Source organism: Bacillus sp. S3 (genome assembly GCF_005154805.1).
Lineage (GTDB): Bacteria > Bacillota > Bacilli > Bacillales > Cytobacillaceae > Neobacillus.
This window is the reverse complement of sequence record NZ_CP039727.1, coordinates 1,688,422-1,713,258: the sequence shown is the minus strand read 5'-3', so window position 1 is coordinate 1,713,258 and position 24,837 is coordinate 1,688,422. Positions and strand designations below refer to the sequence as shown.

Annotated in this window: 25 protein-coding genes; 8 read left to right on the top strand and 17 right to left on the bottom strand. The window is 38.5% G+C overall.

Translation table 11 applies throughout. The features are described 5' to 3' along the window. Nucleotides 1-9: 9 nt before the first annotated feature. Genes FAY30_RS08220 through FAY30_RS08205 form a run of 4 tightly spaced genes read right to left on the bottom strand, consistent with a single transcriptional unit; the run spans nt 10 to nt 3,568 of the window. Nucleotides 10-1,221, bottom strand: a complete 1,212-nt coding sequence (locus FAY30_RS08220; protein WP_149869416.1) for a hypothetical protein — start codon at nt 1,219-1,221, stop codon at nt 10-12. Then, the gene (locus FAY30_RS08215) at nt 1,218-2,414 is read right to left on the bottom strand and encodes a DUF58 domain-containing protein (RefSeq protein ID WP_149869415.1); all 1,197 of its coding nucleotides are present in this window, start codon (nt 2,412-2,414) and stop codon (nt 1,218-1,220) included. The genes FAY30_RS08220 and FAY30_RS08215 overlap by 4 nt, the downstream gene beginning before the upstream one ends. After that, nucleotides 2,411-3,361 (bottom strand): AAA family ATPase, encoded by a 951-nt coding sequence (locus tag FAY30_RS08210; RefSeq protein ID WP_149869414.1) that lies wholly within the window; start codon nt 3,359-3,361, stop codon nt 2,411-2,413. The genes FAY30_RS08215 and FAY30_RS08210 overlap by 4 nt, the downstream gene beginning before the upstream one ends. Nucleotides 3,362-3,373: 12 nt before the next feature. Continuing rightward, nucleotides 3,374-3,568, bottom strand: a complete 195-nt coding sequence (locus FAY30_RS08205; RefSeq protein WP_149869413.1) for a hypothetical protein — start codon at nt 3,566-3,568, stop codon at nt 3,374-3,376. Nucleotides 3,569-3,821: 253 nt separating this feature from the next. Here FAY30_RS08205 and FAY30_RS08200 point away from each other — a divergent pair, with 253 nt between their 5' ends. Next, complete coding sequence (locus FAY30_RS08200) at nt 3,822-4,010, top strand: YkvS family protein (protein ID WP_149869412.1); 189 nt, start codon at nt 3,822-3,824, stop codon at nt 4,008-4,010. 55 nt (nt 4,011-4,065) lie between these two features. On the opposite strand, the gene FAY30_RS27495 is transcribed toward FAY30_RS08200, so the two are convergent. Continuing rightward, the gene (locus FAY30_RS27495; RefSeq protein WP_223820924.1) at nt 4,066-4,185 is read right to left on the bottom strand and encodes a DUF6254 family protein; all 120 of its coding nucleotides are present in this window, start codon (nt 4,183-4,185) and stop codon (nt 4,066-4,068) included. A gap of 144 nt (nt 4,186-4,329) precedes the next feature. On the opposite strand from FAY30_RS27495, the gene FAY30_RS08195 reads away from it, so the two are divergent. Further along, complete coding sequence (locus FAY30_RS08195) at nt 4,330-4,941, top strand: CPBP family intramembrane glutamic endopeptidase (protein WP_149869411.1); 612 nt, start codon at nt 4,330-4,332, stop codon at nt 4,939-4,941. Between the two features lie 33 nt (nt 4,942-4,974). Here the strand turns inward: FAY30_RS08195 and FAY30_RS08190 are convergent, their stop codons facing one another. After that, entirely contained in the window at nt 4,975-6,024 is a 1,050-nt protein-coding gene (locus FAY30_RS08190; RefSeq protein ID WP_149869410.1) for a YkvI family membrane protein, read from the bottom strand. Between the two features lie 190 nt (nt 6,025-6,214). Here FAY30_RS08190 and FAY30_RS08185 point away from each other — a divergent pair, with 190 nt between their 5' ends. Continuing rightward, nucleotides 6,215-8,371, top strand: coding sequence for an ATP-dependent Clp protease ATP-binding subunit (locus FAY30_RS08185; RefSeq protein WP_149869409.1), 2,157 nt, complete (start codon nt 6,215-6,217; stop codon nt 8,369-8,371). A 44-nt stretch (nt 8,372-8,415) separates the two neighbouring features. Here the strand turns inward: FAY30_RS08185 and FAY30_RS08180 are convergent, their stop codons facing one another. Both FAY30_RS08180 and FAY30_RS08175 read right to left on the bottom strand, forming a co-directional pair. Next, nucleotides 8,416-10,110, bottom strand: coding sequence for a M3 family oligoendopeptidase (locus FAY30_RS08180; RefSeq protein WP_149869408.1), 1,695 nt, complete (start codon nt 10,108-10,110; stop codon nt 8,416-8,418). Between the two features lie 93 nt (nt 10,111-10,203). Then, nucleotides 10,204-10,644, bottom strand: a complete 441-nt coding sequence (locus tag FAY30_RS08175; RefSeq protein WP_149869407.1) for a MarR family winged helix-turn-helix transcriptional regulator — start codon at nt 10,642-10,644, stop codon at nt 10,204-10,206. A gap of 202 nt (nt 10,645-10,846) precedes the next feature. On the opposite strand from FAY30_RS08175, the gene FAY30_RS08170 reads away from it, so the two are divergent. Next, nucleotides 10,847-12,361, top strand: coding sequence for a PAS domain-containing sensor histidine kinase (locus tag FAY30_RS08170; RefSeq protein ID WP_149869406.1), 1,515 nt, complete (start codon nt 10,847-10,849; stop codon nt 12,359-12,361). A 145-nt stretch (nt 12,362-12,506) separates the two neighbouring features. Continuing rightward, complete coding sequence (locus FAY30_RS08165; RefSeq protein ID WP_149869405.1) at nt 12,507-13,745, top strand: MFS transporter; 1,239 nt, start codon at nt 12,507-12,509, stop codon at nt 13,743-13,745. Nucleotides 13,746-13,769: 24 nt separating this feature from the next. On the opposite strand, the gene FAY30_RS08160 is transcribed toward FAY30_RS08165, so the two are convergent. Beyond that, entirely contained in the window at nt 13,770-14,264 is a 495-nt protein-coding gene (locus FAY30_RS08160; protein ID WP_223820923.1) for a hemerythrin domain-containing protein, read from the bottom strand. A gap of 250 nt (nt 14,265-14,514) precedes the next feature. On the opposite strand from FAY30_RS08160, the gene FAY30_RS08155 reads away from it, so the two are divergent. Then, on the top strand, nt 14,515-14,862 hold the full coding sequence (locus FAY30_RS08155) for a hypothetical protein (RefSeq protein ID WP_149869404.1): 348 nt from the start codon (nt 14,515-14,517) through the stop codon (nt 14,860-14,862). 192 nt (nt 14,863-15,054) lie between these two features. Here the strand turns inward: FAY30_RS08155 and FAY30_RS08150 are convergent, their stop codons facing one another. The 5 genes from FAY30_RS08150 to FAY30_RS08130 all read right to left on the bottom strand — a co-directional run bounded on the left by FAY30_RS08150 (nt 15,055) and on the right by FAY30_RS08130 (nt 19,548). Continuing rightward, complete coding sequence (locus FAY30_RS08150; RefSeq protein WP_149869403.1) at nt 15,055-15,927, bottom strand: YsnF/AvaK domain-containing protein; 873 nt, start codon at nt 15,925-15,927, stop codon at nt 15,055-15,057. 162 nt (nt 15,928-16,089) lie between these two features. Further along, nucleotides 16,090-16,374 carry a ferredoxin family protein gene (locus tag FAY30_RS08145; RefSeq protein WP_040204690.1) on the bottom strand — a complete coding sequence of 95 codons (285 nt, stop codon included), beginning with the start codon at nt 16,372-16,374 and terminating at the stop codon, nt 16,090-16,092. Beyond that, a complete protein-coding gene (locus FAY30_RS08140; RefSeq protein WP_149869402.1) occupies nt 16,374-17,669 on the bottom strand; it encodes an FAD-dependent oxidoreductase in 1,296 nt (431 codons plus the stop codon). Before FAY30_RS08140 ends, FAY30_RS08145 begins: the two co-directional genes overlap by 1 nt. After that, entirely contained in the window at nt 17,662-18,693 is a 1,032-nt protein-coding gene (locus FAY30_RS08135; RefSeq protein ID WP_149869401.1) for an electron transfer flavoprotein subunit alpha/FixB family protein, read from the bottom strand. Before FAY30_RS08135 ends, FAY30_RS08140 begins: the two co-directional genes overlap by 8 nt. 33 nt (nt 18,694-18,726) lie before the next feature. Further along, a complete protein-coding gene (locus FAY30_RS08130) occupies nt 18,727-19,548 on the bottom strand; it encodes an electron transfer flavoprotein subunit beta/FixA family protein (protein WP_149869400.1) in 822 nt (273 codons plus the stop codon). 407 nt (nt 19,549-19,955) lie between these two features. Here FAY30_RS08130 and FAY30_RS08125 point away from each other — a divergent pair, with 407 nt between their 5' ends. Continuing rightward, entirely contained in the window at nt 19,956-20,687 is a 732-nt protein-coding gene (locus FAY30_RS08125) for a ZIP family metal transporter (protein WP_149869399.1), read from the top strand. Between the two features lie 48 nt (nt 20,688-20,735). Here FAY30_RS08125 and FAY30_RS08120 read toward each other — a convergent pair whose 3' ends face one another. Then, complete coding sequence (locus FAY30_RS08120) at nt 20,736-20,978, bottom strand: aspartyl-phosphate phosphatase Spo0E family protein (protein WP_149869398.1); 243 nt, start codon at nt 20,976-20,978, stop codon at nt 20,736-20,738. Nucleotides 20,979-21,333: 355 nt separating this feature from the next. Continuing rightward, complete coding sequence (locus tag FAY30_RS08115; RefSeq protein ID WP_149869397.1) at nt 21,334-22,506, bottom strand: pyridoxal phosphate-dependent aminotransferase; 1,173 nt, start codon at nt 22,504-22,506, stop codon at nt 21,334-21,336. A gap of 117 nt (nt 22,507-22,623) precedes the next feature. On the opposite strand from FAY30_RS08115, the gene FAY30_RS08110 reads away from it, so the two are divergent. Continuing rightward, a complete protein-coding gene (locus tag FAY30_RS08110; RefSeq protein ID WP_149869396.1) occupies nt 22,624-23,409 on the top strand; it encodes a carbon-nitrogen family hydrolase in 786 nt (261 codons plus the stop codon). Between the two features lie 116 nt (nt 23,410-23,525). Here FAY30_RS08110 and FAY30_RS08105 read toward each other — a convergent pair whose 3' ends face one another. Further along, complete coding sequence (locus FAY30_RS08105) at nt 23,526-24,659, bottom strand: ATP-binding protein (RefSeq protein ID WP_149869395.1); 1,134 nt, start codon at nt 24,657-24,659, stop codon at nt 23,526-23,528. Between the last annotated feature and the right edge of the window lie 178 nt (nt 24,660-24,837).

Below are 24,837 nucleotides of genomic sequence, written 5' to 3'. Positions count from 1 at the left end.
ACCTTTGCATTATATTTCTTCTTGGCGATTATGAATGCCTTTTAATTGCTGCTTGAGGTGCCCCATTTCCGTTCTTAATAGAATTTGTTCTTCTTCAGATACGAGAGCAGCACCATAACGCACTTTCTCATAGATTTCGATTGATGCTCGTGAACCTGATAGACCGACCCGCTGCCACCATTCCTCCAGAGTTTCAAAGCTAAGACGACCTAAGTTAAGTTTGTGCGCAAATTTTTCTAATTCAAATATTTCCCGTCTGATTAAATCATTCGGGGGTTTGATTTTCTGATGAAATTTGGATACATTCATCGCTCCAAACACACGCTCGGAAACAGAAAAAATGGACGCTGAATCATTGCTATATGTCTGATTCTTTATTTTCTTTTTATAAAAGAGATAAATGATTAAAGAAATTGTCCCCAGGGTCAACAGGATGTACAAGCTTTTTTCTGTTAGGTCATAGGATGGCTCCTGATACTTCCCATCTTCATCCAGCAAACCGCTGCCGCTACTAATGTTTGTTTTTCGTTCCTCGTTTCCTTTCAGACTAAAAAGATATTCGAGGATGCCAAATAGGGGTGCGGCAATAAATGTAAAAAGCGTTACAACTAATTGTAAGATCCAAAAGAATACGAATTGAATATAATTTAATAAAAAAGTTAGTGCTGCACCTATCACAGAAACAACGGCAAATATTTTTAAGAAGTAAACAGCGAACTTTGAGCTATCATCCTGCATCGAATTCCATTTTCTAAAAAAACCGCCCATCAGGATAAGGGATAGCTGCCCGATGACTAAATAAATAATTGCTCCCTGAAAGGGATACCTGCTCATGGCTGCATAAATAATCGCAATCATGCCAATTATGAATGAAACGAGCAATATTGAGGATTCGGATTCCCTTAATGGCTCTTCAAACAGGTAAATTCCCCGCCAAAAAACAATCAATCCAAGGCATATAGCCATAAACAGTGACAATCCTGCCTCTTGTCCAATCAGTATCAGTAAAGGAAATAGGATGACTAAATAAAGCCATTTACCCTTTTCATGAAATTTTGTAAGAAGGACAGTAAAAAGAAGAATGCCCACGATACATATTGCAGCTAGTATGAAAATAGGCGGCAGCTCTTTCTTGCTGATATAGAAAAAGAATAGAATAAGAAGACCGGCAATTAATTCTAATAAAAAATGATAGGTTACAAGGGCTAGACGGTTGATCATAATCCAGCCCTTCTTTCTGGAAGGACTTCTAATTTACTGAAAAATCCCTGCCCTTGATCCATTTTTATTTCATATATCGCAGTACCCTTGATTGCCATATATTGAAGCATTCGATCAGTTTCAATTGTCCTTATGCCCGTATGAATGAAAAATGGCAGTGGAGCCAAATGCCGGTGATAAAAGGAAAGCATATAATCATAGGGGACACTTGAATTTTGAGTACTGACAGATGAAAGGGTTTCTAACACTTTTTGTAGATGCTCTTTTCCCTCCCCTTTTGGAACATAAAGGAAGGGAGTATTCCCGGCTGTTCGTACATTTATACATAATGAGTAAGGAATTTGCTGTTTGAAAGCGAAATAAGCTATATCTGTCAGACTGCTAATAAGCATTTCTAGATGACCTGTAATGGAATGTCCATCGGAAACATTTAACGCGATATTCCAACCCTTTTCAGAAATATTTTCATATATTTTCGTTTGCAACGTTTGCTTTCTTGCACTTGCCTTCCAATGGATTCGGTTAAAACTGTCCGACGAGGTATAGTCTCTTGTCCCAAGTGGTCCAAGCCGGTCCTCATAAACAGAATGAGGAACAACATTTACACCCTGAAGGATCGTCATTTGCTCCTTTAGGCCTTTTACAGGCAATGGTTCAGGATAAACTACTGCATGTTGTTTTAAATAATGGGTTGATTCTAAGACTGTTTCCCCAAAACCCAGAATACTGGGAACATGAATTTCGAGTTTGCGTATTTTGGCAATCCCCCTCCATTTCGCCGAAAAAGGAATAATGATTTGTTTTGCTTGCTTCGTGTAAACAGAAAACGGAATAGAAAGATCAAACATGGAAAGACTGGGCTCTAAGTTCACATCCTTAGGAGCGACAAAGTGATCAAAGTAAACGCGTAACTCCGCCTTTAAAATTGGCAATCCTTCGTTTCGAAACGCTAATACCCACTGACCTTCATCATCAATAAAGAAGCGATTTCGTTCATATCTGTTTTCAAAATAAAGCTGTTCTCCTGCTTTTTTCAAGTAAAGTTGATTACAAAATGTTGCAGATAGAAAAAATACTGCCAAGAACAATACTAATTTGGACCCCATATAGAGACTTACAATAATAAGTATAATGGCAAAACCGCTGATCGCCTGGATTTTTCGATCTTCAACCCCATACCTCTTCCAAGTCATCCATTTGCACCGGCTTCGACTGGGACGGAAATAGAATCGAGGATTTCATTGATAATAAGTTCTGGTGAGTTTGTAAGTGACCCTTCAATCGAAAGAAATATTCTATGACCCAGAACGTACGGGGCAACTGCTTTTACATCATTTGGGGTAACATATGTACGGTCATTCAAAAAGGCTTTTCCTTGTGCCGCTCTCATTAAAGCTAGTGTTCCCCTCGGACTGACCCCTAGTTCAATATGATGATGTTCACGCGTTTTCCTAATAATGCTTAAAAGATAGTCTTCTATATCTGTAGAAATATGGATTTCACCCATGGATGCTTTAAATTGTTCAATTTCTGTGATGGTAAACACCTGGGTAATGGTTTGCATTTTTTTGTTTCCACGGTGAATTTGCATAATTCTCTTTTCATCCTCATATTCGGGATATCCGACCTTAATTTTAATAAAAAACCGATCCATTTGCGCCACCGGCAATGCAAAGGTTCCCTGCTGCGATTCTACCGGATTTTGTGTAGCAATGACCATAAACGGTTCTTCCAATGGTACGGTCACACCATCAATTGTAACTTGTCTTTCCTCCATCACCTCCAATAAACTTGACTGTGTTCTCGGTGTAGCGCGATTAATTTCATCAGCTAAAACAATGTTTGCCATAATCGGGCCAGGCCGCAGCTCAAACTCTTGTATCTTTGGATTAAAAAACTGAATTCCAGTGACATCGCTTGGAAGCACATCCGGAGTAAACTGGATGCGGGAAAATGCCCCGCCAATTGCGGCCGCAAAGCTTTTCGCCAGCATCGTTTTTCCTGTACCAGGAACACTTTCAAGCAAAATATGGCCATTAAATAATAATGAGATTGTCATTAATTCCACTTCTATGTCTTTTCCGACAATTACTTTACCGATTTCCTGCTTGATTTGAGCAATTTTTTCTAGTAAGGCCATCATCCCATCCCCTTAACTTCTTGGTTCTTTAAGATATTGATATAACACATCTCCGCCACGTCCGCCGATTCCACGGAAATGTTTGAAATCATTTCTTTTTACTAACACCTTCCGAAATTCCATAAAATCTTCCTTTTTTACATAGTATTCCGAAAGTTCTCCTGTCATTAATCGATTTAATATGTCGTTAACCATTTCTTCCTGCATTTATCACACCCCCTATTCCATCCTCTATTTTACCTTATCCGCAAATCTATAAGCCAACTTTCCATTTTCCTTCTATTCTATTATTGTAAACGTTTTCCCTTCTTTAACTCTCCATTCAAGCATATAATAAAATAATAAGTAATAATTAACCAAATTGTCATACAAAATCCTTTACGAATTTAGAAAAGTAGTGCAAACTGTTATTTAACTGGATTTTATTAATAGTTTTTAAGGCAAAGGAGAGAGAGACTGAATGAAAAAAGCAGAAGTAGGAAATATCATAGAATTCCGTGGTGGCTTACAAGGGATTGTTGAAAAGGTAAATGAAAATTCTGTAATAGTCGACCTAACATATATGGACAATTACCGTGATTTAGAATTAGATCAACGGACAGTTGTCAACCATAAAAACTATAAAGTCGTAAAAGAAAGCGCTTATTAATGTAATAGTTTAGAAGAAAAGGCAGACTTTTACTGCCTTTTCTTTCATTGCTAGTTTATTTGCCCTGTTCCGTTTCTTTTGATAACTGCTTTAAAGATTTGACTTTGCCATGGGGATTTTGATCCTGCTTCCTGACCGTCCATTCCCGCTCTTGTTGACTCCTTGATTTGCTCATCATTTTCACTCCCTTCCCGTTTATTTTTTCTTCTTTTTAGGTTCTTATTAGGAGAATTGGTTAAAATGTTTAATGTAATCATTTCCTTTTCGACATATTTTTTGTTAAAGTATATTTTATTGATTTAAAAAGGGGCAAGACATCATGAAACAAAAGATTCTAACCATACGCCTAATAGCAGGTGTGATTTTAGCGCATGCACTTATATTTTTTTCATTTCACGATAAAACCATATTTTGGTATATCTTTTCCGGATCTGTGCTTGTGTTAATTGCGTTTGCCACGTACCAAGGAGATGTCGATGATGAGGCGTCCTTTATCCAATATATTTTCCTCGGTGTTCTTTCTGGATTATTGCTCTATTTTATATTTTGGTTAGGATATCAAGTCATCCAAATACTTCATCTCCCATTTGAGCAGCCGATAAGAAAATTATACCGCTCGTATGCGCCAAAGGTATTTTGGCAATATATTGCCCTCATTTTAGTTGCTGCCCCAGGGGAAGAACTGTTCTGGCGGGGTTTCATCCAAAAAAAATTAGTAACACACCTTCGTCCTATTTGGGGTATTTTAATCGCAGCATTACTTTACGCATCGGTTCATCTATATTCTGACTCATTTTTACTCGTTTTCGCAGCCCTTATTTCCGGACTCATCTGGGGGTTACTGTATTATTGGAGAAAAAGTATGCCGCTTGTGATTGTTTCGCATATCATTTTCGATATCATGATATTTATTATTATGCCTTTCAAATAGAAATAGCAGCTGCCACTTTTGACAGCTGCTTTATTAATTCTTCATATTTGGGGTAAATGGTTTCATCCATAATAAAACAAAAAAGCTCATACAAATATAGCCGAACAAAGGGTATAAATAAGAAAGCAGCGTGCTATAATTCACCAAACTAATCAGATAGGAAACGGCAAAAATGACCGTAACAGATGCAAACGTTGGAACCGGCATATATTGCTGCAGCTGTCTGTCGAGCCCGAAGACATTTCCGATCACAGAAGTGAAAATCTCCCCATAAATAACAAGTACAAAAATCCAGTAAAAAAACGGTGCTAAGTTTTTCATAATAATGGCCATTGGGATATCATACAATTCCAGATTTGGCAGCATAATCAGGGTAAAATGGCTGCCAATTAAAATCAGCGTTAACGCAAGGCCCCCTATAATCCCTCCCCATTTAATTGTCCAGTCATCCTTAACTTCGGTGGCAACCGGAACTAAAACTGCCTGGGCCAAACCCAAATTTAAAGCAGCATATGAAAACGGGGCAATCACACTCTTCCACCCGTCACCAGCATGGGGAATAAACAAAAACCGATCTAAAAAATTCGGCATTCTAAGTGACAAAAACATCAGGATTAAACTAAAGGTAATCATTAAAGGAACAACAAAGGTATTAACCGCAAAAAGTCCTTTCGTACCAACTAGCATAACTAGATAGGAAAGGAAAATGGTCAGAAATACGCCAAGATTTTTGGGCAGGCCAAGCTGTTCCTCAAAAACTGCCCCAGCCCCGGCCAGCATGACGGCACTTACACCGAGAAGCATGAAAAGCATGAAAACATTTATGATGCTTCCCGCCCATTTTCCAAAGAGGTGCTCATTAAATTCTTGATAGGATTTCGCCTCGATTTGCGCAGCCATACGCATTAACTTCGAACCAATCATGACAAAAAGATAACCACTCATTAATATACTAATAAAGCCAAAGAAACCAAACCGTGAAAAAAATTCTACGATTTCCTTTCCAGTGGCGAATCCTGCTCCGACAACAGTTCCTACATAAACTGCCGCAATTTGAAAGGCTTGATTCCAATTCTTTTTCACATCATCTCCCCCTTACCATCAATATATGACCAAAGGGACAAACAAAGACGAGCTTTTTTCCCAAAATGGTAACCATTGCTATAGACAAATATCTTGAAAGTCAAAAAAGGTCAGAGTATACTATGGTCATAAGGTCAAATATAGTCAAAGTCAAATTGATGAAAGCAGAATAACAAGGAGGTTATTTTACATGCTATGTCAACGATGTAATCAAAACCATGCAAATGTGCAATTAAGTATGAATATTAACGGGCAGCGTCAAGAGATGAAACTCTGTCATGCATGTTACAAAATAGAAAAACAAGCCCTAGGTACAAACTATGGTCAACATATGAACTCATTTTCGAACTTCCCGTTTGACCATCTTTTTATGTCAAATGGTTATTCACAGGGTCCAAATATGGGTGAACAGCAAACCCCCCATAGTGAGAGAAAAGCGGCACAAGGCGGCTTTATTGATCAATTTGGACGAAATTTAAACATCATGGCAAAGGCAGGTTTAATTGATCCTGTTATCGGACGAGATCAGGAAATAAAACGGGTGATTGAAATCCTCAACAGAAGGAATAAAAACAATCCTGTTTTAATTGGTGAACCAGGAGTTGGTAAAACGGCCATTGCTGAAGGTCTTGCGATAAAAATCGCTAATGGGGATGTCCCAGGTAAATTGCGCAATAAAGAGGTCTATTTGCTTGATGTCGCTTCTCTTGTTGCCAATACCGGTATCCGTGGTCAATTTGAGGAACGGATGAAAGAATTAATTTCAGAATTGCAGGAACGAAAAAATATCATTCTGTTTATCGATGAAATTCATTTGCTTGTTGGTGCAGGTTCTGCAGAAGGCTCCATGGATGCGGGGAACATTTTAAAACCAGCCCTTGCACGAGGAGAATTACAAGTAGTTGGTGCAACAACATTAAAGGAATACCGGCAAATCGAAAAGGATTCCGCTCTTGAACGACGCTTCCAGCCGGTGAATGTACTGGAACCGACGAAAGAGGCGGCAATTGAAATTTTAGTAGGACTTCAAAAGAAGTATGAGGATTACCATGAAGTCACTTATTCAGATGAAGCCATTCTTGCCTGTGTTCAATTATCACAGCGCTATATTCAAGACCGCTTCTTACCTGACAAAGCCATCGACTTGCTTGATGAGGCCGGGTCTAAATTAAATCTTTCTACTGATTATAAAAGTAATGAACAAATGGAAACCCGTCTAAAAGAGATAGCAGCTGAAAAGAACGAGGCCCTCAAACATGAACTGTATGAAAAAGCAGCCAGTCTTAGAGATGAAGAGGCAAAATTGGAAAAGTTATTAAATAAGGATATACGTGATGAAAGGCCTGTTGTTACTGTTTCTCATATTCAAGAAATTATTGAACAAAAAACGGGTATCCCCGTCGGAAAGCTGCAGCAGGATGAACAGCTGAAAATGAAAGTATTAGAAGATAATTTAAGTCAGAAGGTCATCGGTCAGGAAAAAGCTGTAAGAAAAGTAGCAAAGGCGATTAGACGCAGCCGGGCCGGTTTAAAATCAAAAAACCGTCCAATTGGCTCCTTCCTGTTTGTCGGTCCAACAGGTGTCGGTAAAACGGAGCTTACCAAGACCCTTGCAGAAGAATTATTTGGGTCCAAGGATTCCATGATACGTCTCGATATGAGTGAATATATGGAGAAACACAGCGTTTCTAAACTAATCGGTTCACCTCCAGGCTATGTGGGCCATGACGAGGCAGGACAGTTGACAGAAAAAGTCCGCAGAAACCCGTATAGCATTATTCTTTTAGATGAAATTGAAAAAGCACATCCTGACGTACAGCACATGTTCCTGCAAATTCTTGAAGATGGCCGCCTTACTGACAGCCAAGGAAGAATTGTCAGCTTTAAGGATACGGTCATTATTATGACCAGTAATGCTGGCGTCGGCCACAAAAACATCCACGTTGGGTTTGGCACAACAGAAGCAGTAGAAGAAGCAAGTATCCTTGACTCGCTTGGCAGCTTCTTTAAGCCTGAATTTTTGAATCGTTTTGATAGTATTATTGAATTTAACTCATTAGATCAAGAACATATCTTAACGATTGTTGATTTAATGGTAATTGAATTACAAGAAACCTTAAAAGAGCAAAATATCGAATTATCCATTTCACAGGAATCAAAAGAAACATTAGCTGAACTTGGCTACCACCCTGCTTTTGGAGCTCGCCCGCTCCGCAGAGTCATTCAGGAACAACTGGAAGATAAAATTGCCGACTTTATTTTAGAAGTGCCAGATTCAAAAAAATTAGCAGCAATTGTTGAAAATGGCGAGTTAAAAGTTATCTCCGAAGGCATAACTGTAAACTAATTAAAAAAGCGAAGCCACTGATAAAAGTGGTTTCGCTTTTTAGCTTATAGTTTTTGATCATCCACAGAGTTCAACCAGTTCTCAATCACAGCGACCACTGATTCAACACACCCATCCTCAAATGGTGAAATCAGGTTGGCTGCCGCGACAAGCTTTGTGAATGACATGCTGCCCCCAAGCTTACACAGGTTCACATAATCTGCCCAAGCCTTTTCCTGGTCCTCTCTAGAGCGCTTCCAGAATTGGAAGGCACAAATCTGTGCAAGTGTATAATCAATATAATAAAACGGCGAATTAAAAATGTGACCTTGGCGCTGCCAGAAGCCGCCGCTTTCTAGATATTCGTTGCCGTCATAATCCTTATGCGGCAAATATTTCTTCTCTATCTCACGCCACTTTAGCTTACGCTCTTTTGGTGTAGCTGTCGGATTCTCATAAACCCAGTGCTGAAATTCATCAACTGAAACCCCATATGGTAAGAACAATAATGCATCACTTAAATGTGAAAATTTATATTTGTCTGTATCTTCTTTAAAGAACAAATCCATCCACGGCCATGTAAAGAATTCCATACTCATAGAGTGAATTTCACATGCCTCATAGGTCGGCCAATTATATTCCGGAACCTCAAAGTCACGGCTGGAATATACTTGGAACGCATGACCCGCTTCATGTGTTAAGACATCAATATCCCCTGAAGTTCCGTTAAAATTGGAAAAAATAAATGGTGCTTTGTAATTTTCAATAAATGTACAATAACCGCCGCCTGCTTTTCCTTTTTTGGCTACCAGATCCATCAGTTTGTTATCCTGCATATAACGGAAAAACGACCCTGTTTCTGCTGAAAGGTCTTCATACATTTTTTGGCCATTTTCGATAATCCATTCTGGCGAGCCTTTTGGTACTGCATTTCCAGTCTGAAAATTGAAGCCTTCATCATAATATTTTAATTTGTCGAGTCCAATTCTTTCCTGTTGGCGCATCTTTAATTTTGTGGCAATTGGCACGATAAAGTCCTTAACCTGCGCACGGAAATTCGCTACCATTTCGGAATTGTAATCCGTTCTCATCATTCGATAGTAGCCAAGTTCCACAAAGTTTTTATATCCCAGCGTTTGAGCGATTTCCGTTCTTACTCTAACAAGGTCATCATAGATACGGTCGAGTTCCGCCTCATGCTCTGCAAAAAAGCCAAATTTCGCTTCACTCGCCTTCTTTCTCATTTTCCTGTCTGTCGATTCTGTGAAGGGATCCAATTGGGCCAAGGTCCTCTCTTCCCCTTCAAAATCAATTTTAGCTGAAGCAAGCAGCTTTGTGTATTCCGTTGATAGACGATTTTCCTTTTGCAATAATGGAACAATTTCAGGTTTAAATGTCTTTAGCTGTCCTTCAGCTAGGGCAAATAACTGAATGCCCCACTTTTCTTCAAGCTGGCTGCGGAATTTTGACTCCACAAGTGCTTGATAATATTTGGTTACCAGTCCTTCTACCTCAGGCTGTATTTCATCCATATAATCCTGTTCTTGCTTATAAAATTCATCATTCGTATCAATCGAATGACGAATATAGCATAGATTAAACATCGTGCCAAGGTCATTTCTTAGTTGATTAATGCCATGCATAGCCTCACTTTGTTTTTCAACAGTAAGAGCCTCTTTAAATCGGTCAAGCACTAAGTTAAATTTAGTCGTTACTTCTTCTAGATTCGGACGGACATATGTATACTGTTCAAAGTTCATAAAAAAATCCCCCTCTTTCAAATATTCCAACGATATTATTTCGACACTGTTTCATAAAATTCCTTCATAAAAAAAATACGACCATTGGCCGTATTAAAATTTACCCGCAGGCAAACCTAACTTTTTCAGTAGTTCAATTGCTTCCGTTTTCTCTGAATCATCAAGACTCGACATGAGCGTATCAATTTGCTTCGCATGTTCAGGAAAAATGTCCTGAATAAACCTTTTCCCCTCATCGGTAATTTGTGCATATGTGACTCTCCGATCTTTAGGGCAGGCTATTCGTCTCAACATTCCTTTTTGTTCTAGTTTATCGACCACATAAGTTATACTGCCACTGGCGAGCAGAATTTTCCCGCCGATTTGCTGCATCGGCTGGTCACCTTTATGGTAGAGCAGCTCTAACACGGCAAATTCTGTTGGATTTAAACCATTTGCCTGAATGACTTTATTTACATGTTCATTGATCGCCTTATACGCTCGTGAAAGGACAATGAATAGCTTTAAGGATTTTGCTACTGAATCATTTTCCATAAAAAACTCATCCTTTTAGATTTTTGATTTTGTGTGTTGCTGAATCCACACTTTTAATTTATCTTGATTTCAAAATTAATTATAAAAAACTTTTCAATTCATGTCAATTTCCTCTATGAAAGCAGGAATATTTCGGTAAATTCATGAAACATTTGATATAATAATAACGTTATTTTACATCAAAATACATCGGGGTACCTTAATGAAAATTCGTAAAGGCAATTTTTATATCTATTTTTTTATTGTTGTACTGCCTGTTTTAATTTTAGGTTCATACTATTTTTATCATATTTTAAAGGAAAATGACATAGCAAGAAAAAAAGATGCTCTATGGGTCGCCTCAATTTATCAGAAGAACTGGGATCAATTCATTAGCGAAACGAAAACCAGCTTAGATATTCTGTCCCTTTCCGCAAGAAATGAATTGGATTTTCCGGCAAAAATGGAACCATTATTAATGCAGGTAAACCAAAACGATCCTCGGTATGGAGGCCTTTACTTACTTGACCATACTGGCTCTTTGCTAACTGGTTCTGTTCCATTACGAAACGATGCCAATTTTGCCAAACACTCATTCATCCAAGAAGTCATTAAAACAAAGGATACAATTATTGCAGATCAAGTAGAAATTCTTAGAAACAACCAAAATATTATTGGCCTTGCTACACCAGTGCTCGATGAAAATCAGGAATTACAGGCTATTCTGGTTGCGGATTTACGGATTGATTATATGAGGAACCTGATGAAGGTCCTTACGCCCGAGAACAAGCTAATTGTGGTGAATGGAGGAAAAAAACCAATTCTCGAAATGAATGTAGCCTACAATGAAACGGCAAACGAGACTAATTGGGTTACTTCACCAATGGAAAGAATACCGTGGAATATAAAAGTAAAGATTGCCGAACGGAGTTATAAAGAAATTGGTAAAGACCTAGGGGAAATAGTATTTATTATCCTCGTTATCACACATATCCTTTACTTACTTATCAAATATTTCTTATTAAGAAAGCATGCACATCAAGAAAGAAAACAAAATGAACTGCAGAAGCTCGAATTAGTAGGCACATTAGCTGCAAGTACAGCACATGAAATTCGAAACCCGTTAACAGGTGTAAAAGGGTTAATACAACTCCTGAGTGAAAAATACACGGACCCTGAGGATCGCTATTATTTTAATGTTATTAATTCAGAACTGAAACGCATTAATGAAATCGTTAGTGAGTTTTTAATTCTGGGAAAACCGACAGCACAATTGACAGATAACATTAATATAAACGGGACACTACAAGAATTGAAACCTCTGATCATGTCAGAGGCTAATTCACACAATGTTTCATGTATCTGGCAGATTCCAGAAGAACCTGTGATGGTTAAGTGTGTTAAGGATGAAATGAAACAAGTGATCTTAAATATTACAAAAAATGCGTTTGAATCATTTGATAAAGCCGGCACATTGGATATAAGACTCTACATGTATGAAAATGATTTTTGTAAGCTGGAAATTCACGATAATGGAAAAGGGATTCCAAAAGATGAGTTAGAAAAAATATTCCGCCCTTTTTATACTTCAAAAGAAACGGGAACAGGTCTAGGTCTCGTTATTTGTAAGCGAATTATAAACTCATTTGGGGGAAGCATTCAAATCGACAGCACCGAAAATTTTGGAACTACCGTCACCATTACGCTGCCAATCTGTAAGGAAAAGCGAGACCAATAACGGTCTCGTTTTATTTTAATATTACAATTGCTCCGTTATAATTTAAATATTCCGAAATGAGAAATAAATATTTCTTATTTTTGTTATTCGGTAGTATGATAGGATAGAAAAATATTTTGTCAATAAACAATAAAGAAGGGATCAAATGAATCAACAAGCAATATTACCCGCAAAGGCGCAGAAGGCCTCCGAATCACCTATGTATAAAATTCTTTTTATCATTGGACTGTGCCATTTATTGAATGATTCCATTCAGGCTGTTGTTCCGGCTATGTTCCCCATTTTGGAAAAATCAATGGGTTTAAGCTTTACACAGCTTGGAATTATTGCATTCTCTTTAAATATGATTTCATCCATTATGCAGCCAGCAGTCGGAATGATAACTGACAAAAAGCCTATGCCTTATGCACTGCCAATTGGGCTAACCTTTACATTATTCGGCATCCTTGGATTGGGTTTTGCTTCGAGTTTTCTAATGATTGTTCTATCTGTCGTTTTCATTGGTCTTGGGTCTGCGATTTTTCATCCCGAAGGTTCAAGGGTAGCCTATATGGCTGCAGGAAGCCGGCGAGGGCTGGCACAATCTATTTATCAAGTCGGAGGCAATACGGGTCAGGCACTAGCTCCAGTAATAACAGCACTGATTTTGGTGCCGCTTGGCCAAATTGGTGCATCCTGGTTCACAATTGTCGCAGCAGTTGCGGTCATTTTACTGCTTTATATCGCCAATTGGTATAATCAAAGATTACTAATTTCACCAGTAACGGCGAAGAAAAAAAGTACAGGTGTGACCAAGAAGGACGGTTTAACAAGAGAGGTAAAAAATACTTTGGCATTGATTCTATTGTTAATCTTTGCGAGAACTTGGTATTCTTCCGGTATTACCAATTTTTATACTTTTTATGTGATTAAAGAATATAGCCTTACGATTAAAGAATCTCAGATCTTCTTGTTCGCATTTTTAGTTTCCGGAGCTGTGGGTACCTTCTTTGGTGGGCCGCTGTCAGACCGATTTGGAAAGAAAAACATCATTTCCTTTTCCATGTTAGCAACTGTGCCTTTTTCTATCCTCATTCCTTATGTTCCATCAACAGTAGCCTTTTTCTTTCTAATTCTAACCGGTTTTATCTTAATGACTAGTTTTTCCGTCACCGTTGTATACGCTCAAGAATTAGTTCCGGGGAAAATTGGCACAATGTCCGGTTTAACTGTTGGTCTTGCATTTGGTATGGGGGCAATTGGTTCAGTAGGCTTAGGTTATCTCGCGGACCTGATTGGTTTGCAGTCGATGATCACATGGCTTGGAGTATTACCATTACTTGGTTTAATCGCATTCCTCCTTCCAACAGATCAAAAGATTTGGGAATGGAATCAACCAAAATAAAGAAGGATGGGCATAGGCCCATCCTTACTTTATTTCCTGGATTTTTTGTAATAATTCTGCTTTTTCTTCCTCAGTCAGCATTCTTTCAGCCATTGGGAATAATACATTTTCCTCTTTGGAAAAATGTTCTATTAAAATGAAGTAAGCATTTTGAATTAATTCAGCTAATTTTTTCTTCTCATCTGTTGATGTTGGTAAAGCTTCTGCCTTAGCAAGAAAGGCACCAATATTTGATTTTGCTTGGTCATGTTCATATTCCATCACGGCAATCGGTCCTGAGGTTGTTCCAATATAAACCCCCATCATTGGAAAAAGAACACCCTCTTCTCTTTCTGAATGCGGCTCTAAAGATGCCTTAAATTCTTTTACTTTTGTTATTAATTCACCAAAATTCTTATCTACAGCTATTTCTTGATCAATTTGCTTAGTTAATTCGTATAATCCTTCTAATTGTTCTAATAATGGAGGATGTTCACTTTTTAATTGTTTAAGTCCTTCGCTTAATTCAGCTTGGGGCATTCCCCCAAATGCACTCATACAGTCACTCATAATCCTTCACCTCAGCGTTTTATTTTGTTTCAAGTATAAAAGCTACTCTGATTTAATGTAGTGACAGATATCACTTTTATCCACAATTGTTTACAGGATGCATTCTTTTTGTCTAATTTATGAAACCGCTTTAATTTTTTGAAAAATTTTAACATTTATCACTCAAAAAGTTTTAAAAGTTTCATATAATATAGTTAAACCATAAAGGGAGGGCTAAAACATGAAAACCCCAAATTATCATGATTTTTATCAAAAGGCATTCGTTCCAATTGGATTAAATGACCTGCTGTCATTACAGGAATCCGAAGCATACTCTCCTGATTCACCTTTCACCCACTGGCTCATTGCTGTTGAAGGGGTACAACTCCCACAGCCGAAAATTTATTATCACTGGAAAGTGACTATTTATCCTGCAGATAAAGAAGGCAATTTTAATTGGAAAAGACCATATTATTGCTCAGCAGATATGAAATTAATCGATCATGCCATCACGCTTGCTTCAGCTTTAACTGCATCAAGCAAAAAAGACGAACTTTCCTCTGCAGCCCTATTAGAGAAAATAAGCTAACCCTCAAAATACTTACCTTCTGCTTCACCTTCTTTTTACCCTCATTTGTGAATAAACCTACATATAGTGAGAAAAGCGTAAGCGCCCTGGTCAGCGGCAAAAAAAGTGCTGTTTGCACAATTGACAAACAACACTTTTCATTATACTTATGAAACCGAAACACCATTCATATCAGCCCTTTATATTTTCCCATTATTTTCGGTATTGATCTTCATGGTTACGGCCAATAGTTGACTCATCGACTTTGGCATCGCCTTCTGTTTCCACCTTTGCTTCCTCACGTTTGATATTATCGGTAACCTGTTCGGTTTCAGTAACCTGCCTTTTTCCTATTACCAGTTCCTCCGTTACAACAGGTTTTTTTGATACTTCAACTTTTTCCTCGACAATTGGAACATGGATCGTTTCATCACTCCCAATCGGAGTTGTGGTATCTGCTGTGCGACCGCCCACTTCTTGTCTCTCCACATAAACCTCTTCATGCGTTACCGGAACATGGACTGTTTTTTGTTCTTCAACCACTTCTTTTTTTACCTCTACTTCACCAGTCTGGACACGTTCTTTAGCAACATCCAACTGTTCCTCTCGAAGCTTCATGGTCCGCTCCTTATCCCTACTAAACGAATTATCATCAAATTTTGTTTGGTCAGGCGAGGCGGTACCTGTGAATCCACCACCTAAGGCTTGCTCTGCTTCACGATCGGATAGAAGCAAAATTTTACCGGAATTAATATCCCTTTCGTATTCGCGGGCAGCGTCTTCATCAAACCCCAACCCAACCAGATGGTCAAAATAGGAGGTTGTGCCATCATTTATATTGGTATTAATTTCAAATACGGAAAGCAGGTTTTCAATGAACCCTCTATGTTCATATGTTCGATTATAATCCGTTCCGCTTACCTCCTCGGTCGTTACACCTATTTCATTTTGAATGGCTGAAGGAATATCACGTGTATTCGCAATAATAGATAATTCATTTTCAGAATATCCTTCGTTTTTGAATTCCTCTATCGCATGGATTACATCATCACTTGAATTATAAACACCCAATACTTTTTTACTCATAGAATAAGTACCTCCATTTTCTTTTTTTGTTTAGCATATATTCCATACATACCCGGCTTACCAGTGATGGAAACAAATTAAAAAAAACGAAAGAAAGACCAGCTAAAAAAATAGCTGGTCTTTCCGGATTATATCGATTCTAAACAATATTAGTAAAAATCATTATGCTAGCCGGAATACAATCCCATGTCCACCCTTAGGATATTCCCACTTAATGTTCTGATATGGACATCCAATTCGGCAGCTGCCGCATTCATGGCAGCCCTCGTAGCCAACCTGCATCCGTGTTCCTTCCCACTTATACACCTCGGCAGGGCAAAATACTGTACAAATTTTATCGGGACACTGTGTCATGCAAACATCATGATCTAAAACAGTCAAATGGGACTTCGTATCACATTTAAACCTGAGGAGATACTGTTTTTCCTCGATATTCTTCGTTGACATTATTTCACCGCCTTCCATGCACGATACATATCTTGTAATACTCGCAGTGTACCTTTCTCTGCAGTAACACTCTTCATGATTTGTTTTTGTTTTTCACGTTTTGGTGTCCCATCCACTGTGAAGAATTTACTCATTGCCTTGTTCATCATTGGTACATACTCATTAAAATATTGTGGATACGTCTCAAATGTATGTGCTGCATCTTTGTATTTCTCTAAATCTTTCATGATAAAGCTGCCGTATAGCTTCTCTCGATATATATTTAAGTTTGCCTCCGTAAAGCCGCCCCTGCTTTTTGCCTCCAAAATCGATTCGGCAGCCAATAATCCTGAGTGCATTGCCATGTTCGAACCTTCACGATGAATGGCATTCACCAGCTGGGCCGCATCCCCGACAACAAGTACGCCATTTCCGGCGACTTTTGGTACGGAGCGGTAACCGCCTTCAGGAATTAGATGCGCAAGATACTCTGCCGATTCTCCACCGGTAATGTATGGCTTGACCATTGGGTGATTTTTTAGGTAATCGAGCAATTCATACGGCTTTAATTTTGCTTTTATCATACTTGAAAGGGTTGTGCCTACCCCAATGTTCAAGCTGTCTTTATTTGTATAAAGAAAGGCTGTTCCGAGGTTCCCCTTGGTAGAATCTCCAAATATTTCAATTGTACAGCCGTGGTTATCCTCAAGGTTAAAACGGTCATTGATTTTTTCTTTTGGCAGATTAATTACTTCCATAACTGTTAAGGCTACTTCATCCGGACGAAACTCTTTGTGAAAGCCCAGCTGCTTAGAAAGTAACGAGTTTACCCCATCAGCAAGGACAACCACATCTGCATAAACTTCTCCATCTGGCCGGTCCGTTCGAACACCCACTACCTTTCCATTTTCGACAATACATTCGGTCACAACCGTTTCGTTGATTAAGAGAGCACCTGCTTCGACTGCCTTACTTGCAAACCATTGGTCAAACTGTGCACGCAGGACGGTGAAATTATTATATGGTTCTACTGCCCATTCGAGACCTTTATAGCCAAATTGTACTACTGATTCTTTATCCATCATCCAAAAACGCTGCTCAACTACAGGCCTTTCCAATGGGGCTTCCTTCCAAAATTCAGGAATCAAATCTTCCATTTGCTTACGGTACAATACTCCGCCCATTACGTTTTTTGCCCCTGGGTATTCTCCTCTTTCAATAAGCAAAACATTTAACCCGCTTTTTGCACATGTGAGGGCACAAGATGTACCTGCCGGGCCTGCCCCAACTACGATTACGTCAAATTTTTCAGGCATAGCTTATTTCACCGCCTTTTTCAATCCTAAGCTGCTTAAATTGCTCGATTAGTTTTGGTATAATTTCCATTGCGTCTCCTACAATTCCATATGTGGCAACATCAAATATTGGCGCATTCGGGTCTTTGTTTATGGCGATAATGAACTCGGAATTTTTCATGCCGACGACATGCTGGATGGCTCCCGATATACCTATGGCAAAATAAATTTTCGGTGTGACGGTTTCACCGGTTTGACCAACCTGCTGCTCGTGTGGCAGCCAGCCTGCTTCTACCACATCACGGGTGCCGCCCACACTAGCTCCGATTGTTTCTGCCAACTCATGAATGAGCTGGAAGTTTTGCAGGTCTCCCATTCCCTTCCCGCCGCAGACAATCACATGAGCATCTGCCAAATTAACCTTTTTTGTTACGTCATTCACAATTTGCAGCACTTTAGTGCGCATATCTTCTTCATATAAGTCAATTTTCTCTTCAATGATCTTCCCAAGTCTACCTTGCTCGGGTGCTAATGCCTTCATAACTTTTGGTCTCACAGTTGCCATTTGCGGACGGTGCTTCTTACAAAGGATGGTTGCCATGATATTTCCGCCAAATGCCGGACGGCTTGCCTCTAGTAATCTATTATTCACATCAACATCAAGCATCGTTGTATCAGCTGTTAAACCGGTATTTAAGTCAGTTGCCACAGCACTGGCTAAGTCCTTCCCATTTGGTGTTGCACCATAAAGGATAATTTCAGGCTTAAATTTTTGAGCCAGCAGCATTACACCCTGCATATAGGATTCTGTCCTGTAATTTTTCAGGACGGGATGGTCAACCACATACACTTCATCAGCCCCGTAAGATATTACTTGATTGGCTAATGATTTAATCCCGCTGCCTAGTAAAAACCCCGCTAAGGGAACTTGTAATTTATCAGCCAGCTTTCTGCCGGCACCTAGCAATTCTACTGATACGCCTTCGATTTTTGCATCGTTTTGTTCAATGAATACCCAGACTCCACGATAATCGTCTAGATTCATGTAAACCCCTCCCTGCCGAAAAGATAATCTTAATTATTTAGACTGCAATGTTAACAGATCTTTTTTCTCCATCAGGACTTCCATAAGCTGCTGAACTTGCTCGTCTGCGGTTCCTTCAAGTCTTTTTCCGCCTTCCGGCCTTGGTGGTGTAAACATTTTTCCGACAATAGTTGGTGAGCCTTTTAGTCCAAGCTGTGTTCGTTCCACATTTTCAAGATCACTAACTGCCCAGATGATTGGTTCATATCTTGTAGCTTTAATCATATTGGGCATTGGTGAATATTCAATATCATTTATTTCTTTTTCTACAGTCAATAAGCATGGTAATTCCGACTGTATTAATTCATGGCCGCTAGTTAATTTACGTTTAATTAGAACGGTTTTTTCCTTTTGATTGACCTCGGTTACTTCAATTACATTTGTAACAGGAGGAATATCCATTCTTCTTGCGATACCTGGCCCAACCTGTCCTGTATCACCATCGATTGCGTGCTTGCCGCAAATCACCATGTCGACAGGTAGATCCTTGCTGATTCTTTCCAGCGCTTTAGAAAGTGCATAACTGGTCGCAAGTGTATCAGCCCCCGCGAAGGCACGGTCAGAAATTAAATAACCTCTATCTGCACCTATTTCAACACTTTTTTTAATAACAGCCGTTGCTTGCGGCGGTCCCATTGACAATACCGAAATTGTACCACCCGTTTTTTCCCTGATTTTTACGGCCTCTTGAACAGCATGGGCATCGTAGGGATTCAAAATGGCCGGTGCACTTCGGCGGTCGAGTGTGTTGGTTTTGGGATTAATTTTAATGATTTTTGTATCAGGTACTTGTTTGACACATACGACAATGTGCATGTAGGACTTTCCCTCCTCCATATAATCTAAGAATATTGAAAGCGGTTGCTTCCTTTGGTTATAAAAAATGCTTTTATTAACGATATATGAATCGCAACACAAGCATAGTACCAAACAATGATTGTTTTATTTTTTTTCTTACTGGTTTAAACTAAAATTAAGAATCATAGGACAGGTAATCAAACGTAATGCACTTTCAAAGAAGTGGTGTTTATTAACAATAGTAGTTGAAGTTAAATATAGCTGTGGTAAAGTATGTAGTTAAATCATGATGTGAGTTTTCAGTAAAATAGTACTAATATAACTATATGAAATATTGAGATATAAACAATGATAAAAATCACAGCTAATGTCTAAAATTGTTGATATTTAAAATTTGGTTTTTTAGCTAAGGAAGGTAGGATATAATGAACGCAGTTATTATAGGGAGTGTTCTTTCGGCCTTATCCACCGGAGCAGGAGCATTAGTCATTCTATTTATACATCATTCTATTACACATCGCTGGAAGGATGTTCTATTAGCTTTTAGCGCTGGTATTATGATGGCAGCCTCTACCATTGGACTGATACCAGAGGCCCTAAAATATGGGGGTTATATGCCGCTGTTTATCGGGGTTTGTTTAGGGGTATGGGTGCTGACACTTTTAGAAAAAAATATTCCCCATATTGACCTGCAACATAGTCAGAAGGGAATTCAATTTGATGAAAAAGCACTGTTAATTATTTCGGCGATTACTCTGCATAATATTCCCGAAGGTTTATCTGTTGGCGTTAGTTACGGCTCTGCTGAAGGGGACACTGGCAATTTAATTGCATTAGCGATTGGTTTACAAAATGCACCGGAAGGCCTTCTTGTCGCCTTATACTTACTTAGTCAACGTATTAGCAAATGGAAGGCCTTCATCATTGCAACCTTGACAGGAGCAATTGAAATTGTTACGTCATTATTAGGATATTTTTTGACTTCGTTCGTCCAGAATCTCGTTCCATACGGACTATCTTTTGCCGCGGGTGCGATGCTGTTTATAATCTATAAAGAATTAATTCCCGAAAGCCACGGAGATGGAAATGAGCGGGTATCGACTTATGCGTTTATTATGGGGCTCTTGCTCATGGTGTTTATTATTGATATTTTTTAACCGCAAAATGATTCAAAACATCCTTGTGGTCATATTGCATCATCATCATTAAACTAAAACTTTGGGCCAAATCATAATCATTTGTTTAAAAGCAAATTTAACTTCTTCATTAGCTCTTGAAGCTTGTCCAACGGTCCTATGGTACTTATTAATTAATTCGTCCAGTTCTTGGCTGTATTTGATTGTTTCTTCACTCGTAAAACCCAGTTTATTTGCGCTATTAATCATTAGTTCTCGTTTGACCTTTATCTCCTCAATCATTTCAGATTGACTATTACTATACTTGTACAATGTTATCCTCCTACTCATTACACACATACTGTAATCGCTAAAAAAGTAGACTACTTGATGAATTATTACAAGAATTTCATTAAAAGTAAATACTTTCGCAAAAGTAGACAAAACATTCTATTTCTTTTGTTTTTCGACAAATTTCATCCTAACTTTCTTTGATTTACGACAAGAATCACCGATTTAAAGGGAACGACAATTCTGTTTGTTATAATATAGGAATAATTTCATAGTCGTTTTATACTAAATCAGAAGCAACCGTTAAAACTCCTGTTATTAATGAAATTTATTAGGATATTTTTAGTTCTTTGCTACTAATAAATAGAAAAACTGACTTACAAAATTGCAGCCAGTTTTAAAAAATTCCTAATCCACTTATTCTTTTGACGGCCTCTGCTAATCGTTCTTCAGATGATAATAAACCAACACGGACATAGCCCTCGCCATATTCGCCAAAACCATTCCCCGGTGCGGCCATAATATGTACTTCTTCAAGCAGAATTTTGGCAAACTCCTCCGATGTAAATCCTGCCGGCACCCGCAGCCAGGCAAAAAAGGAGCCTTTGGGAGCAGTGACATTCCAGCCAATCTCACGGAGCCCATCTATTAAAACATTTCGTCTTCGTTCGTACATCGTATTTAATTCTTTTACACATTCCTGTGGACCCGTTAGTGCTTCAGCAGCTGCCTCCTGAACGGCTCCAAATAAACTTACATATAAATGATCCTGGATTAATTCAAGCGCAGAAATCACACTCTCATTGCCAACGGCAAACCCGACACGCCAGCCAGCCATATTATAAGTTTTGGACAACGTATAAATTTCAATACCAACCTCTTTTGCCCCTTCTGCCTGTAAGAAACTTAATGGTTTTTCCCCATCAAACCCAATGGCACCATAGGCAAAATCATGAACTACACAAATATCGTTCTTACTTGCCAGTTTGACAGTTTCATCAAAAAACTCTGCAGTAGCTGTTGCTCCCGTGGGATTATTCGGGTAATTGAGAAACATGAGCTTTGCTTTTGAAAGAATCTTTGCAGATAATTCATTGTAATCGGGCAAAAAATTATTTTTTGCTCTTAACGGCATTGTCTCCATTGCCGCTTTTGCCAATGCAACCCCGGACAGATAATCAGGGTAACCTGGGTCAGGAACTAGGATTGTGTCGCCAGGATTTAATAAACACTGAGGAATTTCTACAAGACCTGCTTTACCGCCAAATAAAATAGCTACTTCCTTATCAGGATTAATCGTTACCCCGTATTCTTTAAAATAAAAATCTGCTGCAGCCTGTTTTAAATAAACATGCCCTTGAAAGGGCGAATATTTGTGATTCTGTGGGTTTGCTGCTGCTTCTTGCAGTTTCGCAACAATATGTGATGGTGTAGGCTGATCAGGGTTACCTTGACCTAAATTTATCACATCGTGTCCTGCAGCTATATATTCCCCTGCCTTTTTAACAAGTCCGGCAAAAAACTGTTTTGGCAGACTATTTAAAAGCTCTGACGGTGGAAATTGTTTCATCGCTTTCACCCGCTTATAATCTTTCATATTTTTCTTGAAATTCTAGACACAAATGATATAACTTTTATAATAGCTTGTAAAGGGAAAATTTCGAAATTTCAAATGGGGGTGGAATGTATGAAATTTAAAATTTCTTGTATTCAAATGGATATTGCCTTTGGTAATCCGAGTAAGAACTATCAAATGGCGTCCAGGCTGATTGAAAAAGCAATGGCTGAAAATCCCGATATTATTGTCCTTCCGGAACTTTGGACAACTGGGTACGACTTAACACGTCTCGATGAGATAGCTGATCGAAACGCCGAGCAAACTATTAAATTCCTTCAAGAGGAGACTAGCAGACACAAAGTTCATCTTGTTGGCGGTTCAGTTGCTAATCGTGTCAATCGTGGGGTAGAAAACACTCTGATCATTATTTCTAAAGATGGACAGCCCGTTCAACAATACAGTAAGCTGCACCTTTTTAAGCTAATGGACGAACATCTTTATTTAGAGGCTGGAACAGAAAAAGGCTTATTCCAATTGGAGAACCAACTATTTGCAGGTGTCATTTGTTATGATATTCGTTTTCCTGAATGGATTCGTGCCCACACTGCAGAGGGAGCTGTGGCCCTCTTTGTCGTTGCTGAGTGGCCTTTACAGCGCTTGGCTCATTGGCGCTCTTTATTAATCGCCAGGGCGATTGAAAATCAGTGTTATGTGATCGCATGCAACCGTTCTGGAAGTGATCCAAATAATCGATTTGCCGGCCATTCGATGGTGATTGATCCATGGGGGGAAGTGGTAGCAGAGGCCGAAGAAAATGAGGAAATTTTATCTTTAGAGATTGATGTCGATCTTGTCAAGGACATCCGCAAGCAAATTCCGGTTTTTGAAGATAGAAAACCTCAATTTTATAAATAATTTCCAAGGAGGGCATGTTTTAGTTACTATATTAGAGAATCTATCTAGATAGAATAAAGCAATTCGAAACTCCTTCGAATTGCTTTATTCTGGAATTGTTTTTTATCCTCTAAACTTTATTCCACCTTTTCGTCAAACATCTCTAGGTTAATTGGCAGATTTATATAAAAAACGGTCCCTTTCCCTTCTTCGCTTTCAATTTGTATCGTTCCTTTGTGTTCATCAATAATTCTGTAACTTACCATTAATCCTAGTCCAGTTCCTCGATCTTTTGTTGTATAAAAGGGTTCACCAAGTTTTTTTATTTTATCTTCCGGAATCCCCAATCCTTCATCCTGGATTATTATCTGAATGTATTGATTTTGCATTTTCTTCAAGCTAATGGTTATATTCCCGCCGCCTGGCATAACCTCTATGGCATTTTTTATTAAATTGATAAAGACTTTTTTCAATTGATTTGGTTCGCAAAAAACAAGGGGAAGTCCATCATCATATTCTGTAATAAATTGAACATTGTAGAGAACTGCCTGTGCATTTAGCAAATCTACAGTCTCTTTCATAATTTGATTGATATCTTTTTCCTGAAAGCGAATCGCCTGTGGTTTGGCAAGGATTAAAAATTCGTTAATAATCGAATCGATCCGTTGTAATTCAGACGTGATGACTTGATAATACATCGAATGCTCTCTTGTTATGCTGCTTTCAAGTAATTGAATAAATCCTTTCAATGCGGTCATCGGATTTCGAATTTCATGGGCAATTCCCGCTGCAAGCTCACCAATCACATTTAATGTATCTGATTTCCGCAATTGTTCCTGCATCATCACTTTTTCTGTTATATCCTTAAATACTGTTAAATTCACACCACCAACAATATCCAGTTTAGAAGAATATTCAAAGTACCGTTTTTTGCCATCCTCCTTTTCAAATATCATTGTCGATGTGGCTTGTCCATTATGAAGAAGGGTATCAATGTGCTCCAATATTTCTTGCTTCTTCCCTTCCAGGACGGAATAGGGATCATATATCAATTTTCCAATTAAAATTCTCTTCGGAAGTCCTATCATCTTTTCTCCAGCAGTATTTATATCAACAATATAATGTTCATAATCCCAGAGAAGAAGACCATCAATCGAATCTTCAAAGATCCTTCTGTATTTCTGTTCGCTCTCCTGTATGTCAGTTTTCTTCGTCTGCTCCTTATTTTGAATAGGAAGGAAAGTATGTTCCTGATTGAACTGCTCTTTCAATGTAAAACACCCCGCGAACTTGGTTAATTATTGGATATATTCTACATAATACATTAAAATTCCTTTTCTTCCGACAAAATCATTTTTTCTCATTTTCTCAAAGGCAAATAAAAAAACGTAAGGCACAAGCTTTGCAGTGCTTTACGTTTTCTATTTTAAGATAAAGGAATTATACAAT

Excerpts from the sequence above, each read along its gene's own strand:
- FAY30_RS08220 (WP_149869416.1), bottom strand. The coding sequence starts at position 1,221 with ATGATCAACCGTCTAGCCCTTGTAACCTATCATTTTTTATTAGAATTA.
- FAY30_RS08215 (WP_149869415.1), bottom strand. The coding sequence starts at position 2,414 with ATGACTTGGAAGAGGTATGGGGTTGAAGATCGAAAAATCCAGGCGATC.
- FAY30_RS08210 (WP_149869414.1), bottom strand. The coding sequence starts at position 3,361 with ATGGCCTTACTAGAAAAAATTGCTCAAATCAAGCAGGAAATCGGTAAA.
- FAY30_RS08205 (WP_149869413.1), bottom strand. The coding sequence starts at position 3,568 with ATGCAGGAAGAAATGGTTAACGACATATTAAATCGATTAATGACAGGA.
- FAY30_RS08200 (WP_149869412.1), top strand. The coding sequence starts at position 3,822 with ATGAAAAAAGCAGAAGTAGGAAATATCATAGAATTCCGTGGTGGCTTA.
- FAY30_RS27495 (WP_223820924.1), bottom strand. The coding sequence starts at position 4,185 with ATGAGCAAATCAAGGAGTCAACAAGAGCGGGAATGGACGGTCAGGAAG.
- FAY30_RS08195 (WP_149869411.1), top strand. The coding sequence starts at position 4,330 with ATGAAACAAAAGATTCTAACCATACGCCTAATAGCAGGTGTGATTTTA.
- FAY30_RS08185 (WP_149869409.1), top strand. The coding sequence starts at position 6,215 with ATGCTATGTCAACGATGTAATCAAAACCATGCAAATGTGCAATTAAGT.
- FAY30_RS08180 (WP_149869408.1), bottom strand. The coding sequence starts at position 10,110 with ATGAACTTTGAACAGTATACATATGTCCGTCCGAATCTAGAAGAAGTA.
- FAY30_RS08175 (WP_149869407.1), bottom strand. The coding sequence starts at position 10,644 with ATGGAAAATGATTCAGTAGCAAAATCCTTAAAGCTATTCATTGTCCTT.
- FAY30_RS08170 (WP_149869406.1), top strand. The coding sequence starts at position 10,847 with ATGAAAATTCGTAAAGGCAATTTTTATATCTATTTTTTTATTGTTGTA.
- FAY30_RS08165 (WP_149869405.1), top strand. The coding sequence starts at position 12,507 with ATGAATCAACAAGCAATATTACCCGCAAAGGCGCAGAAGGCCTCCGAA.
- FAY30_RS08160 (WP_223820923.1), bottom strand. The coding sequence starts at position 14,264 with ATGCCCCAAGCTGAATTAAGCGAAGGACTTAAACAATTAAAAAGTGAA.
- FAY30_RS08155 (WP_149869404.1), top strand. The coding sequence starts at position 14,515 with ATGAAAACCCCAAATTATCATGATTTTTATCAAAAGGCATTCGTTCCA.
- FAY30_RS08150 (WP_149869403.1), bottom strand. The coding sequence starts at position 15,927 with ATGAGTAAAAAAGTATTGGGTGTTTATAATTCAAGTGATGATGTAATC.
- FAY30_RS08145 (WP_040204690.1), bottom strand. The coding sequence starts at position 16,374 with ATGTCAACGAAGAATATCGAGGAAAAACAGTATCTCCTCAGGTTTAAA.
- FAY30_RS08140 (WP_149869402.1), bottom strand. The coding sequence starts at position 17,669 with ATGCCTGAAAAATTTGACGTAATCGTAGTTGGGGCAGGCCCGGCAGGT.
- FAY30_RS08135 (WP_149869401.1), bottom strand. The coding sequence starts at position 18,693 with ATGAATCTAGACGATTATCGTGGAGTCTGGGTATTCATTGAACAAAAC.
- FAY30_RS08130 (WP_149869400.1), bottom strand. The coding sequence starts at position 19,548 with ATGCACATTGTCGTATGTGTCAAACAAGTACCTGATACAAAAATCATT.
- FAY30_RS08125 (WP_149869399.1), top strand. The coding sequence starts at position 19,956 with ATGAACGCAGTTATTATAGGGAGTGTTCTTTCGGCCTTATCCACCGGA.
- FAY30_RS08115 (WP_149869397.1), bottom strand. The coding sequence starts at position 22,506 with ATGAAACAATTTCCACCGTCAGAGCTTTTAAATAGTCTGCCAAAACAG.
- FAY30_RS08110 (WP_149869396.1), top strand. The coding sequence starts at position 22,624 with ATGAAATTTAAAATTTCTTGTATTCAAATGGATATTGCCTTTGGTAAT.